This is a genomic window from Colwellia sp. BRX10-1, assembly GCF_014077545.1.
Lineage (GTDB): Bacteria > Pseudomonadota > Gammaproteobacteria > Enterobacterales > Alteromonadaceae > Colwellia_A.
Window position 1 is genome coordinate 72099 of the sequence record NZ_JACGWC010000005.1, and the last position, 18157, is coordinate 90255.

The window sequence follows — 18157 nt, forward strand, 5'->3', positions numbered from 1 at the left end:
GTATTTGGAGAAATCATGAAAAAAGCATTAGTGTTAAGTTTAAGTATGCTGCTAGCAACACCGGTTAGTGCGCAATCAGAGCTGGCAATGTTACTTGAGGTTTTAAAAAATAACGGCACCATAAGTACCGAACAATATCAGCGCTTAATGGCTGAACAACAAGATGAAAAACCAAAAAATCAAGCACTACCTCTGGTTAAAAAACGGATTAAAAATCAGTCCGAAGTTTTAGTTGAAAATGGTTTAAAAGTGAGCAGTGCTGACAAGAAATTTTCTACACATTTTGGTGGGCGTGTAGAAGCACACGCAGCTTGGTATAGTAGTGATGATTTTGATTTAGCTGATGGTTCGGCTATTCGTCGAGCTCGACTATTTTTAAAGGGTACCCTATATAACGACTGGCAATATAAATTGGATTATGATTTTGTAGCTGGAGGCTCTAAAGGCATAAAAGATGCTTTCCTAGGATATAAAGTTAATAATTCAGTTCAATTAATTGCGGGTAACTATAAAGTGCCATTCTCGTTAGAGTTCCAGGCCAGTTCTCATGCAAATACATTTATCGAACGTTCACTGGCTTTTGCATTATCACCAGGTAGGCACTTGGGGGCAGGCGTAAATATTTTTAAGGATAATTGGTCTGTGCAAGCTGGCGTTTTTGGTAACAAAATACATCTAAGTAGTGAAGGTCAAGATGAAGAGACTCTCATTGCAGGACGATTTGTCTGGTTACCCATTAAGAAAGATGATTATTTTGTTCATATAGGTATCGCGGGTTTGTACTCTAATAATGGTGATAATGACACATTAAGACTTAAATCTAATCCGGAAAGTTATGTTGCTAATACTCAGTTAGTTGATACGGGGGGCATTAAAGAGGTTGAAGATTACTCGCAAGTAGGATTCGAACTCGCTTTTAACTACAATCGATTTAATGTTCAGAGTGAATATATACAAAGCTCAGTAAAGACAGGTCCAGAAAGCTTAGACTTTAGTAGTTGGTATATTCAATCGAGTTTATTTTTAACCAATGACCGACGAGCGTACAAAAAAGGTAAGTTTGGTATCGTGAAACCGCAAAGTATTCTTGGCCAAGATGGTAGCGGAGCATGGGAACTTGCTATGCGTTACAGTGAAATAGACTTAAGTTACGGTAGTGTTATTGGTGGCGTTGAAAGAAATATGACGCTAGCATTAAATTTATATGCGACACCTGAAATACGCTTTACTGCAGAATACTTAAAAGTGTTGGAAGTTAGTAAAAATAATCCAACGACAGACCATGCAAGCGTGGATATTGGCCAAGTAAGAATGGAGTGGGTATTTTAAGTCGGATGAAAAATAAAATTGAATGTAGATTGGATCGCTCCAAGAGGCCAATAATCTGGACTTGTGTGACTTTAAGAGGTCGAACAGCTTATATATCTCAACTAATATATCTCGCCGTGGGTTAATAATAACTATTGAGAAGTAATGCTATTCAAAATTTCTCTATAAAAGTTTAATCCATTATTCCTGCATCATAAATTTCATCATCAATAATGGTGTTAGGGATCTCCGAGACCTGCTCTCCAATATCGTTAACATTGATAGATGGATAGTCCACACATTCTTCTAACATTTAGAAAGCATCCTGAATGTTTTGATACTTGGTTTCAAAAGAATTAATAAGACACTCATGTTAAATAGCTAAATATATGACAAATATATTTTAACATTTATGGAGTCCTCACCGATAAGTGAATTAATAAGACACTCATGTTAAAAAACTAAATAGATGACAAAAGAATTAATAAGACACTCATGTTAAATAGCTAAATATATGACAAATATATTTTAACATTTATGGAGTCCTCACCGATAAGTGATATTTTGACAATATATTCATGTATTAAAGAAAGATGTAGTCAATTTGCTCCCAAAATAACAATTTTTTGGCAAGGCTATTTCTCCAAAATCATGGATCCATAATTCACACCTGTTTTAATGTTTTCAAGCAAAGAGTTTATTGCAATGGCTTAAGTTATGTCTTCGCTTTAATTGCTGATGCTCGCAGTAATCACTCAGCACACCTTCGTGGCCGATAGCACCATGAAATTGTGTTCTAAATTCGGTGGTGATGATTAACCAGTTGTCCGCAGAGATATTCAATCGCTTGAGTATCTCTGGTTGTTTTTGTTCGATAAAACCCCGTTTATCTCCGCTAATACAACGGCCAGTTAACGTAATTAATTGAAGATAGTCGGCGAGTTCAAAAGGTAGGCCCTTTGGCATATTTTTCCTGGGGTTACCAATAAAGGGAAGCAGGGTCTTGGGCTGCCGGCCCTTTTTTGCCTCTTTACAACGACGTTTTATGCTCGTGTGGGCTGAGCTCTCTGGTGTCTTTGCGATATTGGCTCGAATAGGGTTTAAATCAACATAGGCCATACAAGACGCTAACGCTGCTTCATCTAATAACGCTTGGGATTTAAAGCGTCCTTCCCAAAATCTACCGGTGCAGTTATCTTCTTGGTTAGCCGCTCTTGCAATACTTTCATTGATATACCCCATAAACCAACTGATTTTCATCAGGCGCTTTCGATAGACCTCAGCGGTTGCATTAACCTCATCAAGTAAGGGTTGAGCTAAGCGGTCACCGTTGCAATATTGTTTGGTCAGTAACGTGCCTTTGTGTATGCGGTGCCAACGCACAAGTACGTCAGTCATTGTCCACTGCTTCGCTTTTTCTTCATCAATAAATAACACCACATGATAGTGATTACTCATCACCGCATAAGCACAAACCTCAATCGCAAAGACTTGCGTTAGAAAGTGCAGTTTGTCTTCCACCCAACCTCGCCGGTGTTCAAAGCTTTGACCTGAAAAGGTATCTTCACCACATAAGAAAGCGCGTCGAACACAACGCGCCACACAATGGTAATAAGGTGTGTCTACTAAACTGATTTGTTGCTTCCTTGGCGTGGCCATAACTCACCTAAGATAAAGTAGCTTGATTACTTTAGCGTAGTACAAAGGTAAAATTTGTTCAATTTAGGATGAGTGTCTTGTTAATTTGTTGTTTAAAGAAACAGCGATTGATGAGGTGATTTAAATTTGTTCTAAGTTGTTTCGCTTATGTTTCAAATAAATTAAAAAAAGCAAAGTGTGATCACTTTGCTTTTTTGATTGTAATAATTTACTTATAGCTAAATTATTTGAAACCAGTATATGTATATGGTTTAAGTATACAACTAGAAACGGTATTCAGCACCGGCGTAGAAATAGGCACCATTAAAACCAAAAGGTGCTGAACGGCGTGAATAAGTAAACACACCAGGACTACTGACAACAACATTACCATTGGCGTCAACAATAGTGCCAGAGCGAGAATTTCCTATTTCATTTTTATCAGGGTACACATCAAAAATGTTATTTCCACCAAAGTTAAATGAAAGCTCATCGTTAAATTGATAATTCACGCGTAAATCTGTTAATACTTCAGCGCCATACGTTTGTCTTTCACCATCAAGAACCGTGTATTCACCGTAACGATTAAAGGCTAAGTTAACTGTGAAATCGCCAATTTTATATAAGCCACTTAAACTTATGCGGTCTTGAGGTTGCCATTCTTCAATAATAGAAATCGCCTGCTCTGAAAAAACATCCTCAGGTGAAATTCCACCTAATGCACTACCTGCTGGAGTATAAGTATCGGTAACTTCTGTTTCTGAAAAGTTTGCGGCAAATGTTAAGTCTAATGTGCCAGACATTACTTCTGTATTCCATGTTGCTATAATATCAACACCTGTTGTTTTAGTGTCAGCACCATTTAAAAAGAATTGCCCTGCACCTGCTCCAGAAGAAGCTAATGCCGCATCAAGCGCTGACGATAAACCGTTACCTAATGAATTACTCAACACAATGCGGTCTTCAATTTTGATAGAATAAAAGTCAACAGTTAAATTAATATCATCGGTAACTCTTACAACAGAGCCAATACTAAAGTTGGTTGATACTTCTTCTTTTAGCTCAGGAATACCAATAGCTTGCGCTAGAATACTGTCATTTCGGAAAGTACCAATTTGTACTGCAATTTGGTCCCCACCATTAGGATTTGTCTGGAATTGAGTACTAATATTATCAGTATAAAGTTGTTGCATTGACGGAGCTCTAAAGCCAGTACTTGTGGCGCCACGCAACGATACATCATCAGTAATTGACCAATTAGCAGCAAGTTTGAAATTAGTGCTATCACCAAAGCCGTCGTAATCATCATAGCGAACCGCTGTGCTAATAATTAGGTTATCAGTGACTTCTGCTTCTGTGTCAATGTAAAAAGAAATTACATCTCGAGATTCATCAACAGATTGTAGTGGGGCTGTACCACCAAATCCTTGTGTTCCTGCACTGCGGTCTGTCTCATATATGCTATTACCGAGTTCATCGGTATCATAGTCTCGGTATGAATATTCATCACCTGCTTTTACTCTGAATTCATCCGTGCGAAACTCGGTACCCATAGCTAAAGAAAACCAATCAAAATTTTGAGTGTAATCCATATTAATTGTTTGTAAGGTGAGTTCTAAGCCGTAAGCAAACGCTTCGCGAGGAATTGAGCTACGAATCTCATTAGCGGATAGTGCTGAGGTGTAGATGAGTGAATTAGCATAAGATGAATTTATTGTATCCCGAGTCGTGTAATCAATATTATTTTCACCATAGGTATATGATAAATCTAATGATGAATCATTACTAAATTCAGTTTTATAACCAAAGTTGTATGAAACATCTTTTATTTCAGTATTGATTTTAGGTAAAAATCCAGCAGGAATAGTTGCATCACCATCTTGAAGCTGTGCGTTACCTCCGCCGTTCGCATTATGGCGAAAGAAAGCTGCTGATTCGTTATCACGGCTTGAATAAGTCACAAAACCATACAAATGACCATCAGCTAAATCGTAGCCAGTATTTATCGTTAGCCCTATTTGCTCGGAATCTGCGTCGCCAATACGAAATGTTTCACGAGTGGCGGTAGCTTCACGCGGATCGCCTAATAAAAAATCGCCATTATCAAGCTGGGTACAACCTGAAAATTGACATGAACCATGTAAGCCTGCTCTGTCAGAGTAGCCTCTATCACGTATATTTAACGTGGTATTAAGGAAACCATTATCGCCAAGTGCAAAACCCTTAGAAATATCGATATTCGTAGTTTCACCATCGCCAGCTGAGTTCTCGCCATAAGAAACACCGACGCTTCCACCTTCACTTTGATCTTTAAGAATAATATTAATGACACCGGCAATTGCATCTGAACCATATTGCGCAGCGGCGCCATCACGTAATACTTCAATACGCTTAATAGATGCGGCAGGAATAGCATTCATATCTGTACCAGCAGTACCACGTCCAACTGAGGTGTTAATGTGAATTAAACTCGCTTGATGGCGGCGTTTGCCGTTGATTAACACTAATGTTTGATCAGGACCTAAACCACGCAAGGTAGCAGGGCGCAATGCATCAGTTCCATCACTAATCGATGAGCTTGAAAAGTTAAATGATGGGGCTATGGCTTGTAACATTCTACCGACTTCTGTTTGCCCAGTGTTAAGCAAAGCTTCAGCAGACAAAATGTCTACGGGAACAGGTAAGTCTTCTGCAGAACGACCAGCAACACGGCTTCCTATAACTGAAATTTTTTCTACTTCTTGCTCACTGACTTGAGCAGGCTCTTGGGCAAGTGCTGTTTGACTTGCTGCGCTTAGCATTAGTGGAACTAAAGCTGCTTTGAGCATTGTGCTTTTATTCATTGTTATATTACTCCTGAGATGTTTATGTAGTTTTATGCTCAGTTGACCAGCGTTATCTATAACAGCGGTTAAGTTGGTGTTTTTTAAAAGTTGTTGTAAACCGTCTTTAACCGAATATTTGCCCTTTAACTCATTTGCATAATGTTCTTTTGTTAAGTCATAGGAAAATAAAATCGTTTTATTTGCCTGTAATGCAAATGAAATGAGCGCTTTATCAGCACGCTGTTCCTTCACTGTAAAGTTGATCAAGCTTTCGGCAAATGCTCCAGACGTGAATATAAGACAGGTACATATAAAAAATGTAGCGCTTGTTAACGGCCGAAATACAGAAAGTTGAAAACGACAAAATAACTTTTGCCAACCTTGCAGTGTTAATAAACAGTTCAGAAGGAAAATTCCTCTATAATATTTTATAAAAAATATATTGAGTTAAAAGATAGGGAGTATTTAAATTTATTTCGTAGTATTTAAGCTCAAATGAATTGAGTTTTCATTTACTTTTTCAAATTGAATATTGAAGTTACTACTTAACGATTTAAGGAGTCCATCAATATCATTCGCCTTAAAGTAACCGGCCACTTTTATTTTATTGAGTTCAACATCCTTAATTTCAAAGGTTGTAGTGGTATAACGACTGATTTCGGCTAATGCTTCATCGAGTGGTTTGCCATTAAAAACTAACATACCTTGTTGCCAAGCAAGTTCTCGTTGAATTTGCTCAAATGAAGTTTTTTTATTTGATGTTTGAATATTATTTTCGATGGTGGCAATTTCACCAGATGTTATCAATAAACCAGGTAATTTTTCTTTAGGTAAAGTAGATAACATCTTTGCTATTTTATTTAATGGTTGGTTCGACTTGGTCATTAATACTTGACCTTCGGTGACAACAAGCTCCATGTTTTCATTAGATTTTCTTTTTACATTAAAGATTGTGCCTAACGCGGTAAATGATTTTTCGCCAACTGTTACGGTAAAGGGTCTACTTTTATCTTTGGCAACATCAAAGTTTGCTTCGCCTTTAATCAATGTTAATAAGCGATTGTTTTTTGAATAACTGACTTCAACTAAACTATTGGTATTAAGTTTAATTCTGGAGCCATCGGACAGTGAAAACCGGGTTTGCTGTCCTATCTCTGTTTGCAACGTTCTTACTTCAACAAATCTTTTTTCGATATTGTCATCAATAAAAGGTGTGATGTTAACAAAGAAGTTACCCGCAAATAACAGAATAAAGGCAATGCCTGCTGCAACGGCATATTTAGCGATAACATTATGCTTTTTTTGAATCGGTTTTTCTAATGTAAATAGTGCACTTAACTCATTGAGTACACTTAAATCATCCCAAAGTGCAGCTAAAGAAAATAAGGTTTTACGATGAAAATCACTTTGATTCACCCATAGTTGAAAATCGAGTTTATCCTTGTTGGAAAGACCCCGATCAATTTTGCTTACCCAAAGACTTGCTTGTGCTTTGATGTCGGCTTTACTGGTGAATGGTTTAACTGTTGTCATACAATATTCTTTTTTAATTTATACTTTATTTTATAATTGAACGTGCGTTATTTTTTAAGGTTGAAGCTTTTGGTGTACTATTTTGCTCAATCCTTTCCATATATTCAGCGCACTTTAATAAGCCCTTAGCGACATGTTTCTCAACCGTACTTTCACTAAGGTTTAAATAGTTAGCTATTTCCTTTTGGCTGAAACCGTAAACTTTTTTTAATATAAATGTTTTGCGGACTACGATAGATAATTGCTCTGTCGCTCGGCAAAATAATAAGAAACGTTCCTTACTCTCAAATTGTTCTTCAAATTTCAGTGAGGTTAATCCAGTCAAAGCGTCAGCAGAATCATCTAATGAATCACTGTATTTATTATCCCACTTATTTACGTGATTTAGCGCAAGATTTTTAGCTGTTTTAAGAATAAAACTACGAGCGTATTTTATTTCTTCTTTGAGATCGGCTTCATAAGTTCGAATAAACGTCTCTTGTATAATATCATCAATGTCATCAGGACTGGCGATTTTATTGATATAGCGCTTAATATTAGCCGTGTAATTAACAAACAGCGTAGTGAATTTATTATTCTGAGCCATTGTTGTTCTTGTTATTCTTATTTTATTGTGAAACCGAGTGTAGGGCGGGAAGCAAAGAATTACAATGACATTAAATAAGATTTAGTTTGTAGATTAAGTGATGACAAATTTGTAACTCTTGTTGAATACCTTGATCTATTTACAGAAAAAACTGGGGCAAATTTGAATACCTTACATGAACGGCAGAGGTTGAGTACTATGATATTAAACATGTCTTACCTAGAAAGTTATGCCAATTAAGGTTTGAGCTTAAAGGTAAGTGTGTCGTTTTTTGTTTTTAATAATGAAAAAACTTCAAACTACTTCAGTTTAGGATGAGTGTCTTGTTAATTACTTCAGTTTAGGATGAGTGTCTTGTTAATTGTTAATTGTTAATTGAGCTTTTGATAATAAAAATAAGCTTCAAACTACTTCATTTTAGAATGAGTGTCCTGTTAATTGTTTTGTCTTACCTAGAAAGTTAAGCCAACTAAGGTTTGAAATTAAAGTTAAGCAAGTCGTTTTTTTGTTTTTGATAATGAAAAGAAGCTTCAAACTACTTCATTTTAGAATGAGTGTCTTGTTAATTGTTTTATCTATTATACGCAGGTCCTAGTAGATAAAATAATTATATGGTTAATGGAGAAGGATAAATAATAAACAGATCAGCGGTAGATTATTATTTTATAAAATTTAAACGCGAGTATTTGTTGAGCGTATATGAAATTTGGTCTGCTGAACACAGAATTACCTTTACACTAGTGGTAGAATTGCAGCTTAGGGTAAGTCGAATTTTTCTATATCTAGGTTTGTGCTGTAAATGAAATGTATATCTTCAAGTGTTTTTGGGCGCTTTATTGGTAAAACTACGAAAATTAATATTACTGAAATCGGCTTATCTATTGATGTTGAAAACACCTTAAGCCAAATTAAATGGCAAGAACTTATAAAACCGCCAATGTTTCATATCAGCTTTTTTGGGCACATAATGACATTGCAAACAGCAGATAAAAGTTATGCTTATAGTATGCTTGCCTTCAATGCTAAACGCGAACATAAGAGCCAGTGTCAGAAACTTTGGGCGTTAGCCAACATTAAGCCAGTTAATGCCTTATTAACGACCATCAAAAAAATTACCACCACTCGCTATTTACGTCAGTCAAATATTGATGTTATTCAGTCATTAGTCAATCAAGAACTCAAACGTTGGTTTCCTTGGATTAACACCAGCAAAACACTGCCGATGGTTGCTAAGCAGCTGCAGCAGTTGTCGAATTACCATAACTGGCAAGAGCAAACTATAGACGATTGTCGTGAACGTTATATCAAGCAACAGCTTCAAGCCCACCAAGCCTTTTTTGATCGTGTCGAGTCTAATCCTTTAACGTTATGTCAACGGCGCGCCTGTATTATCGACAATGATAATAACTTGTTGTTAGCTGGCGCAGGAACAGGTAAAACCAGTGTGATGGTGGGACGAGCCGGTTATTTACTTAACAGCGAACAAGCGCAGCATAGTGACATTTTATTATTAGCTTATGGCCGAAAAGCGGCTGATGAAATGGATACAAGAATAAAAGAAAAATTATCGACTGATAAAATTAGTGCAACGACCTTTCATCGTTTAGGCCTTAATATTATTGCTCAAGTTGAGGGAAAAAAGCCTAGTTTATCGGTATTCGCCGAAGATGAAAAAGCAAAAGCTAAGTGGATCCAAAAGTGTTTTGAAACCTTGATTAATGAGCAAGGCCAATATCGTCAACTTATCATAGAGTATTTCAGTAAATACTATTACGTTGAACGTAATGATTCTGACTTTGAAAGCCTAGGTGAGTATTACCAATATTTAAACGATAATGATATTCGTAGTTTAAAAGGAGAGAAGGTTAAAAGTTTTGGTGAGCTTTATATTGCCAATTGGTTATTTAACCACGGAATAGAATACCATTATGAAGCTAGCTACGTTCATGATGTAAAAACAATCGAGCGCAGACAATACCAACCAGACTTTTTTCTACCTGAACTTAATGTTTATATTGAATATTACGGGGTAGATGAGAACGGGAATACAGCATCTTACATCAATAAAAGTGAATATCACACATCTATTCAGTGGAAACGAGACACCCATAAGAAATTTAACACTCATTGTCTTGAATTTACCTATGCTCAGCATAAAAAAGGGCAGTTAATTAGCGCTTTAGAGTCATTTTTTAATGCTCATCAAGTTAAATTTGAATTACTCCCTGATGAAGTGATACTCGAAAATTTAAAAGAAAGTGGGCGGATAACAACACTTGCCCAAATGTTTTGTCAGCTAGTAGGACTTTATAAAGCCGCGTGTTTAGACCATTCTTTAGAAAATAATGTGATCATCAATTCTTCTGATCCAAAACAGACCACGAAAGCATTAACGTTACTTAAACCGATTTTAATCGCTTATGATGAACACTTAACATCTCGCGCTGAAATTGATTTTGAAGATATGATTAATAAAGCATTAGGGTATGTGCAAGAGGGGAAATTTAATTCGCCATGGCGTTACATCATGGTCGATGAATTTCAAGATATATCAGAGCCAAGAGCACGGTTAGTTAAAGCCTTACGTGACAATAATAAAGCCTGTTCAGTTTTTGCTGTTGGTGATGATTGGCAGGCGATATATCGCTTTAGTGGCGCTGACATTACCTTAACCACAGGGTTTGCCCATTACTTTGGCGTTACCACTCAATCAGCTTTAGACCAAACCTTTCGATTTAATAACCAAATAGGCAGGGTGGCAACAGATTTTATTTGCCAAAATCCAGCACAAATTAAGAAAAAAATAAAATCGTTAAAACAAGTTAAAGCACCTGCAGTTTCATTACTTAAACGAGAGAATGGCGCATTAAACTCTTCAAAAAAAGGTATTGTTGATGAAATGGCCAATGGTGCAATCGATGATGTTTTAGCGGCTATTTCAGCTAAAGCGTGTAAGCCGGTAAGTGTTTATTTATTAGCGCGTTTTTGGTTTCAATTACCAGGTAAAGTCGATCTTAATCGGTTAAATAATCAATATCCGCTATTAACTATTGAATCTCAATCTTTTCATGCTTCTAAAGGAAAGGAAGCCGATTATGTCATTATTCTTGGACTCAAAAAAGGTGCTCATGGTTTCCCTTCAGAAAAAGTAACGCCAGCATTACTCGACGCCTTACTCGCGAAAAAAGAAGCCTTTGCTTATGCCGAGGAACGACGATTATTTTATGTTGCCCTAACGAGGGCTAAAGATAGGGTTTATGTTATTGCCGATATGACTGAAGCAAGCTGTTTTGTTAAAGAGCTTGCTAGCGATCATAACATCGAACTTGATGAATTTGACAGCACAGCCAGTCAATTATTTATAGATGAGATCAACTGCTTGGTTTGTGAAACAGGCACCTTAAAGAAACGAACAGGGCGTTTTGGCGATTTTTATTCATGTTCACACTTTCCTCGCTGCGAGCATAAAGAGAAATCCTGTACTAGCTGCCAAAGTCCTATGACACGAAAACGTCACCCAGGTTTTAAGTTTTGTTTGAATGACGCCTGTAAAAGCGTCATACCGACGTGTGAAAAATGTCATGCTGAAATGGTGTTACGCTCAAGTAAAAGTGGCGAGTTTTGGGGATGTAGAAACTATAAAGGTAATGAACCAATGAGCTGTAAAAATGGCCTTGATACCGCCAAAATAAAATGGCCAAAATTGGTAAGTTAACTAACGCGAAATAGTTATTAAATGGGATACAGATAAAGCCAATGAATTCTCTATTTAGTCAGCCATCATATTTTTAATAATGATAATAGCTGTTCATAGAGTCCAGTTTGATTCATTAAAATCCTTTTTAATTTAACACTTTATTAGTTCCAGGATATCTGAAAAGTTATATGCCGTTATAAATAGCGTGATGAAATACTGAAAAATTTTCATACTTCAGCCATTGTCATCATATTTGTTTGTATAATATGTAGCATTTACTATTCATCACAAAAATAGAGGTCAACAAACTTAATTATTAGTTAACTAGGTTGCTGACCTGTATTTTCACGTACAAAGACTAGTGTCAGAAAATTTCTAGCACGTCTTTAACATGAGATACGGGTATCAAGGTAACCCCTTTAGTTTCTAAACGTTTATTGTAATTACGTTTGGGTAATATGATGACTTTAAAGTCGTTACGAATTGCTTCTTTGACGCGTTCTTCACCTGAAGGTACAGGTCTTACACTACCGTCTAACCCTATTTCTCCAAAGGCAATAGTATTGACCGAAAACTTATGCTCTCTTGATGACGATATCATTGCGAGGATCAAAGGCAGATCTGAGCCAACATCTTTGGTTAAGTTAACACCTGATACCACGTTTACGTAAATATCATTACCGCCAATATTGACTCCCATGCGACTTCTCAATATGGCTAACAGCATTTGCATGCGTTTATAATCAAAGCCAACACCACCTCTAATAGGATTTTCAGCTTGAGATTCGGTGACCAGCGATTGAATATTAATTAATAAAGTTCTTCCGGTATCGTTTGATGCGTAGGCCATATTCCCACTCGATTCAGCACCATCTTTATCTAAAAAGATGGCCGACGGATTTACAACATCTTGCATACCTTTGGCTGTCATGGCAAAAGTGGCTATTTCTGTGGTGTCACCAAAGCGGTTTTTAGAGGTTCTAAGCGTTCGGTATTTACTGTCAGCTTCTGGCTCTATTTTACACATACAATCGCCGATGTGCTCAAGTACTCTAGGCCCAGCCATATCTCCGGATTTAGAAACATGACAAACTAATATTACGGTAACGCCATGCTCTTTCGCTAGTCGGTTTAGCATAGCAGCGGATTCTTTGACTTGAGTAACACCGCCAGGAGAATTGGGCAGTGAACTAATAAATGCCGTCTGGATAGAATCAACAACAAGGAATTTATAACCATCGGTGACCATAACATTACAGATAAGCTCTACGTCACCGGAGTTCATTATGTCAATTTTAGAAATGTCGGCTTGTAGCCTTAAACCGCGGTCTCTTACTTGTCCTTTAGATTCTTCGCCTGAGGTATATAAAGATTTACCTATTTGACTTAAATGAGCACATGTTTTTAACAATAATGTACTTTTACCCGCACCAGGGTCACCCGCTACAAGAATTACAGAACCTTCAACAATACCGCCGCCCAACACTCGATTGAATTCAGAGCTACCGGTGTCAAATCGAGTTAAGTCCATATCAGAGACTTCACTCAACTTATCTATCTTTGCATCTTCTTTAGAGTAACCTCGGTGAGCGTTTTTGCTTGGTGTGCGCTGGGTTATTACCTTGGACTCTTTAAATTCTGTGATGCTGTTCCAAGCTGAACAACTTGAACATTGACCTAACCATCGAGGATGATTTTCACCACACTCAGTGCAAACATAAGTTGTTTTATCTTTTGCCATAATATTCTTAATAATTTATTTGTGGGGTTATTATATCGCGCTAGTCATACTGTTTAACTAGCCAGTTACTTGAATCAATACAATTAATCGACTGACAAGTTTTGAGTATATTCATATCGCTCTCGCACATTTAACCATAAGCTCAGGTGAAGAAGCAAAAATATAGTCTATGTCCCATTGGGAGTCTTTTCAGGCTAAGTTATAGCTATTTCATTAATGCTATTATATGGAATATGTATTGTCGTTAATAGATGATGAAACAACTTTAATTTAACATAAGTTATTTCATTTATTGGTGAAAAATCTGCTTGTTGATTTCAAATGAAAAATATTATTAAAGTTATTTTTTATTATTTGCAATTAATATATCACGCACAGACAAACACTAATAAAGAGTGTTTTAGCCTTGCTTTAGATCATGTTATACCTATAAAGCGTTTGATTTTATTAATTTTATAGGTATTATCACAATCATATAACAATGGAAGTACGAGTTCAAAAAATGGAATTACTTGCTAGTCATTTAACATCAAAACTCCCCTTTATTATTGGTATTACTGGTCATAGAGACATACTGACTAATAATGCAGACACAGTAAATGACAATAGCGCGGAACTTAAATCTACCATTCGTGCAACGCTACTTCACTGGCATCACCAGCTAAACTCAGTAGCTAAACCTAATAAAACTTCTGTTAACGAAAGGCAAATAGTCACGCCAATTTGGCTTATGTCTGGTCTAGCAGAAGGAGCAGATTTATTATCTATTGAAGTGGCATTAGAATTACAAGTTGAATTAGGTTGTGAGGCGATAAAAATTATTGGCTGTTTACCTATGCCGCTGATAAATTTTGAACAAGACTTTCAACTCAATAGTAATAGTTACCTCCAGCTTAAAAAAATGGTTTCAGCCCTCCAGAAAAATGGTAATGAATTACTCGAAATTAAACACTCGTTGGTTGATAGTGACTATCAAATCGCGATTGATGATCTAGATTATGGCGATCTCAGGAATAGCCTGTACCTTAATCAAGGATTATTTATTGCAAAATATGCCAATGTGTTAGTTGCTTTATGGGATGGATGTGATGCAAATGGATGTGGCGGTACCGCTGATATTGTTAAATATAAACTGGGTATGGAAGTTCATTGGCCTGATAATACTGAAAATCTATCATTAAAAGCCGTTTCTGAATTTGATGGTCAAATTGCGGGCCTTGTTCATCACCTTTTTGTCAAAAGAGTTAGCGTAACTAATAATATATCTCCGTTATTATTAACGGATCACCCCCAGAGTGATGCATTAGCGCATTTAACACCCAAAGTGGGCGAGCTCTATGCATATAGCTATGCTGGAAATGAAAACGCATTGACCGACTTTATCTCTACAGAGTTTATTCAGTTATTATCTGAGCTACGATTTTATAATAGTTATAGCGCATCAGAGTCGATTGACGTTGCTAATACCTTTACTGCCCCAGACGTCGATAATGGCCTTTCAATTTCAAACCCTATTTTTACGTTAGCCGATGATCTTGCCTTAATTGGACAGCAAAAGTATCGAAAACTTATTAAATTGTTTTTTTGGTTTGCCATTGTTGGATTTGCTTGTTATGAATTAGCGGGTAATTTAGTTAATTCAGAAGAGGGAAGTTGGGTCATTCTAGTGACCTTATTGTCTATTATCGCTTGTTGGCGAGTTATTCGTTACGCCGGTAAAAATGAATTGAAATGGAAGTATCAGCTTAGTCGAGGTGTCGCAGAAGCCATGCGTATTAGGGGGTTTTTAAACTTGTCTAATATCCCGCCATCGGGAGAGCCTATTATTCCAAGACGTTATCGGAGCCACTTACCATTATTTAATCATGCTATTGCTATAACCGAAATCGATTGGTGGCGCTCATCCGCTGATAAAAACCTCGATGAGATTCGAGATACTTGGATAGGCGATCAGCGAAGCTTTCTTCAAAGCCGATTACAACTAGGAGCTAAAAATTTAGTTGAGCTTCTTTATAAACGACCACTTTATGCGGCATTGCTATGCTCATCGTTCTCAAAGAAGTGCTTTATTGTAGCGATTGGTCTTGGCGCGATTCTTTTATGCTCTATGTTAGCTCAGCAGATATTCAATTTTTCTACCTTAAATGATGCTAATAACATACTGATGATGATTGTGCAGTATAGCCTTATGGTAGGTGGTGTTGTTGCATTGTGGAGTGAATTATTTGGTTATGAAAGCACTGCCAGTGGCTACAGCAGTATGGAAGAACTTTACGCTCGAGCTCAATCTTTATTAAAAGGAGATATGACATCAGCAAAAGAATTAATGCTATTAGCCCTAGCGAGAGAGGCTATGTTTGAACATGTTAACTGGTCAAGTTCAGAATCGAATAACGATATTAAAAATCGTAACTAACTAACTAACTAATAAAGAATAAAATAGGATATTAATTCAATGGCCAATAGTTACCAGCGCTATAAAACCCTTACGGATAAAGAGCTAGAAACAGAAGAAGTTAGACGATTAGACTTGGGTATCTATGAGATAGAGTGGGGCTTAGACAATAGCTTTAATTGGGTTTGTAAAGAACAAGATGAAAAGCAAACCATTGCTCGCCACAATGAACGTATCATAGGTACCATAGCACTAATAAATATAGAGTATAAAGATCATTTTTTGACTGTTGATTTAGAGCATGCGATTCAAATTTCGAGCAACAAAGATGGTCGATTAGTTAAAAGGCTTAATGGTCATACGGGTAAAATTATTGGTTTAATTGAACTTCCTAATGGTAACTTACTGTCTGTCAGCTTAGATGGAACGATTAAGCATTGGGACATGAGAAGTTATAAATGTATTGCAACCATTGAGGCTGATGTTAGCTGCTTAGATGATGTTGATTTTGCTAATGCGAAAACACTTATTATTAAGAATAAGTTGGACACAAAAATCTGGCGATTAACGGGTGAATTACTCGCTGAATTAACGGGGTTTACTAAAACTGTAGAGTACATCAAGTGGTTTAAATCAGACACTTGGATTGTCAAACCTGAAAATGAAAATCCAAGTCAATGGTCTGCTAAGGGTGAATTGATTCATCAGTATAAATTCTCTTTTTCTCCTCGTACCGATGTACTTGAATTAGATAATCTTCAACTGTTAATTAAGGATACTCATAATATACTTCAGTTGTGGTCTAAAGATGGGGAATTGTTAGAGAAACATGTTAAAGATGTTGGTATTACAGATTACTTCGATAAGTTAGTGACCGCAAGTAAGGAAAGCGAGAATTGGATTGAATCACATGCCAGTACTGATGATTATCCACTAACATGTAATAGTTTTGAATTTGGAGACTTCCACTTAAAAAGTGGTAAAAAAGAGATTGAAAACCAAGAATTGTTGTTCAAAAAAAGTAGCGGTAATCGCATCATTTGGGATTTCTTTTACCGGCCAATAGAAAGAAATATAAAAACGGCATTAAAAGAAAATATTGATTTGGCGCGTCAAGCTGAAGAAGAGTTAACACTACAAAAATCTAAAACTGAAAAAAGCATAGAAAAACATCGTAGTAAGCGAAAATTTGCTAAATTCACAGCTTTATTTTTCTTTTTTCTCGCCATTACCCTTGGCGGAATTGGTGTGGTAGCACTGTTTTTAACTGATAACTTTGACATGCTTGTCAAATCAATCAGTCCAATAGTAGATAAAATGCTTGAGTCCAAGAACACACTTAAACATATCAAGCTATTAGATTTACAAATTATATTTGCTATAGGTACAGGGGCGTTACTGTTCATTTCCTTGCTCTGGTTTATTCGCAATCGACGTCAGAAAAGTAAGCAGTTTAAAAACGTGGGTAACCTTTCGCTTATTGAAGTGATGTTAACAACCTACGGTAACTTGATTGAAACAATTAAGACACACCGCTCTGAGATACTCAATAATTTACCTAGTCATCAAGATCATGAGTTATTTAGTGGTGTTAAAATAAATAAACTTATTGAACAAAAAATCGAAAATGAAATTCAGCAAGCGGCCATGCAAGAGTGTAATATCGATCAGTCAGATATTACTTATCAACGAAGTGATGGTCAAAAAAGTGAGTCGATTGTTCTGCAAGATTGGTCGTATATCCAAGAAAATAGTCATCCTCGACTTAATAAGCAAAATGAACAAGCGGTTCGTTTTGATAGCAATGGGCAATTAGTTTGTGCGGTAAGATCAATACAATATATTTTCTTAACAAAAGAAAAAGTTGATGTTTTCTCCACCTACTATGATTTTATTGCTGATAAATACATTGGCCGTGAGTCAAACTCTTTTTACTACAAAGATGTCAGCAATGTCACACGTAAAGACGTTCATCGTAATCGCTTTGGCCAAGAATTAACGGGAAGTGAAATTACACTTTCAGTCACTAGTGGGGCAAAAATCAGTCTAACACTGATGAATGATGAGAGTATTAGAGAGTTTTCTGAAACCTTAGCTGAGAATGACGCACATAGTATCGAGCAAGACACCGCAGGTGGAATTGCTGCTGTTAAAGAACGACTTGAAGTTGAATCAGAAGAGTTAACCGTATACTACCAAGCAGAAATCGCTCGTGCTAAAGAAGCAAACAAGAGCGAGTTAGTGAAATTGTTAGATATCACTCAGCAAAAATTAATGAGTTATATCGAAGAACAATGTGATATTGCCAAGAACTATGATCCAAGTGACTCAATAGCAAAGTCTCAATCTAAAGATAGTTTAGTTGATTTAGCTTATAAGAATATCCGTACACAAATAGAAAGTCATAAAAGGTCTGAAGCCGTCTTAAGTTAAT

9 protein-coding genes are annotated in these 18157 nt (G+C 36.5%); 4 read left to right on the forward strand and 5 right to left on the reverse strand.

All coding sequences use genetic code 11. The annotated features are described in order from the left end of the window. Window positions 1–15 precede the first annotated feature (15 nt). Window positions 16–1329 carry an OprO/OprP family phosphate-selective porin gene (locus H4J75_RS06575; RefSeq protein WP_182221681.1) on the forward strand — a complete coding sequence of 438 codons (1314 nt, stop codon included), beginning with the start codon at window positions 16–18 and terminating at the stop codon, window positions 1327–1329. 663 nt (window positions 1330–1992) lie between these two features. On the opposite strand, the gene H4J75_RS06580 is transcribed toward H4J75_RS06575, so the two are convergent. The 4 genes from H4J75_RS06580 to H4J75_RS06595 form a co-directional block, all read right to left on the reverse strand. Beyond that, window positions 1993–2967, reverse strand: coding sequence for a transposase (locus H4J75_RS06580; RefSeq protein WP_182221682.1), 975 nt, complete (start codon window positions 2965–2967; stop codon window positions 1993–1995). Between the two features lie 263 nt (window positions 2968–3230). Continuing rightward, entirely contained in the window at window positions 3231–5789 is a 2559-nt protein-coding gene (locus H4J75_RS06585) for a TonB-dependent siderophore receptor (RefSeq protein ID WP_259366385.1), read from the reverse strand. 453 nt (window positions 5790–6242) lie between these two features. Beyond that, window positions 6243–7304: a FecR family protein gene (locus H4J75_RS06590; protein ID WP_182216407.1), complete on the reverse strand. Its 1062-nt coding sequence runs from the start codon at window positions 7302–7304 to the stop codon at window positions 6243–6245. 25 nt (window positions 7305–7329) lie between these two features. Then, on the reverse strand, window positions 7330–7890 hold the full coding sequence (locus H4J75_RS06595) for an RNA polymerase sigma factor (RefSeq protein ID WP_182216409.1): 561 nt from the start codon (window positions 7888–7890) through the stop codon (window positions 7330–7332). 799 nt (window positions 7891–8689) lie between these two features. On the opposite strand from H4J75_RS06595, the gene H4J75_RS06600 reads away from it, so the two are divergent. Beyond that, window positions 8690–11605 carry a UvrD-helicase domain-containing protein gene (locus tag H4J75_RS06600; protein WP_182221683.1) on the forward strand — a complete coding sequence of 972 codons (2916 nt, stop codon included), beginning with the start codon at window positions 8690–8692 and terminating at the stop codon, window positions 11603–11605. Between the two features lie 346 nt (window positions 11606–11951). Here the strand turns inward: H4J75_RS06600 and radA are convergent, their stop codons facing one another. Continuing rightward, complete coding sequence (radA, locus tag H4J75_RS06605; RefSeq protein WP_070376542.1) at window positions 11952–13328, reverse strand: DNA repair protein RadA; 1377 nt, start codon at window positions 13326–13328, stop codon at window positions 11952–11954. A gap of 502 nt (window positions 13329–13830) precedes the next feature. On the opposite strand from radA, the gene H4J75_RS06610 reads away from it, so the two are divergent. After that, window positions 13831–15744, forward strand: coding sequence for a hypothetical protein (locus tag H4J75_RS06610; RefSeq protein WP_182221684.1), 1914 nt, complete (start codon window positions 13831–13833; stop codon window positions 15742–15744). 39 nt (window positions 15745–15783) lie between these two features. Then, entirely contained in the window at window positions 15784–18156 is a 2373-nt protein-coding gene (locus H4J75_RS06615; protein WP_182221685.1) for a hypothetical protein, read from the forward strand. Window position 18157 lies beyond the last annotated feature (1 nt).

What these genes read in the sequence shown, in the direction of transcription:
- H4J75_RS06575 (WP_182221681.1), top strand. Translation starts at nt 16, where the DNA reads ATGAAAAAAGCATTAGTGTTAAGTTTAAGTATGCTGCTAGCAACACCG.
- H4J75_RS06580 (WP_182221682.1), bottom strand. Translation starts at nt 2,967, where the DNA reads ATGGCCACGCCAAGGAAGCAACAAATCAGTTTAGTAGACACACCTTAT.
- H4J75_RS06585 (WP_259366385.1), bottom strand. Translation starts at nt 5,789, where the DNA reads ATGAATAAAAGCACAATGCTCAAAGCAGCTTTAGTTCCACTAATGCTA.
- H4J75_RS06590 (WP_182216407.1), bottom strand. Translation starts at nt 7,304, where the DNA reads ATGACAACAGTTAAACCATTCACCAGTAAAGCCGACATCAAAGCACAA.
- H4J75_RS06595 (WP_182216409.1), bottom strand. Translation starts at nt 7,890, where the DNA reads ATGGCTCAGAATAATAAATTCACTACGCTGTTTGTTAATTACACGGCT.
- H4J75_RS06600 (WP_182221683.1), top strand. Translation starts at nt 8,690, where the DNA reads ATGAAATGTATATCTTCAAGTGTTTTTGGGCGCTTTATTGGTAAAACT.
- radA (WP_070376542.1), bottom strand. Translation starts at nt 13,328, where the DNA reads ATGGCAAAAGATAAAACAACTTATGTTTGCACTGAGTGTGGTGAAAAT.
- H4J75_RS06610 (WP_182221684.1), top strand. Translation starts at nt 13,831, where the DNA reads ATGGAATTACTTGCTAGTCATTTAACATCAAAACTCCCCTTTATTATT.
- H4J75_RS06615 (WP_182221685.1), top strand. Translation starts at nt 15,784, where the DNA reads ATGGCCAATAGTTACCAGCGCTATAAAACCCTTACGGATAAAGAGCTA.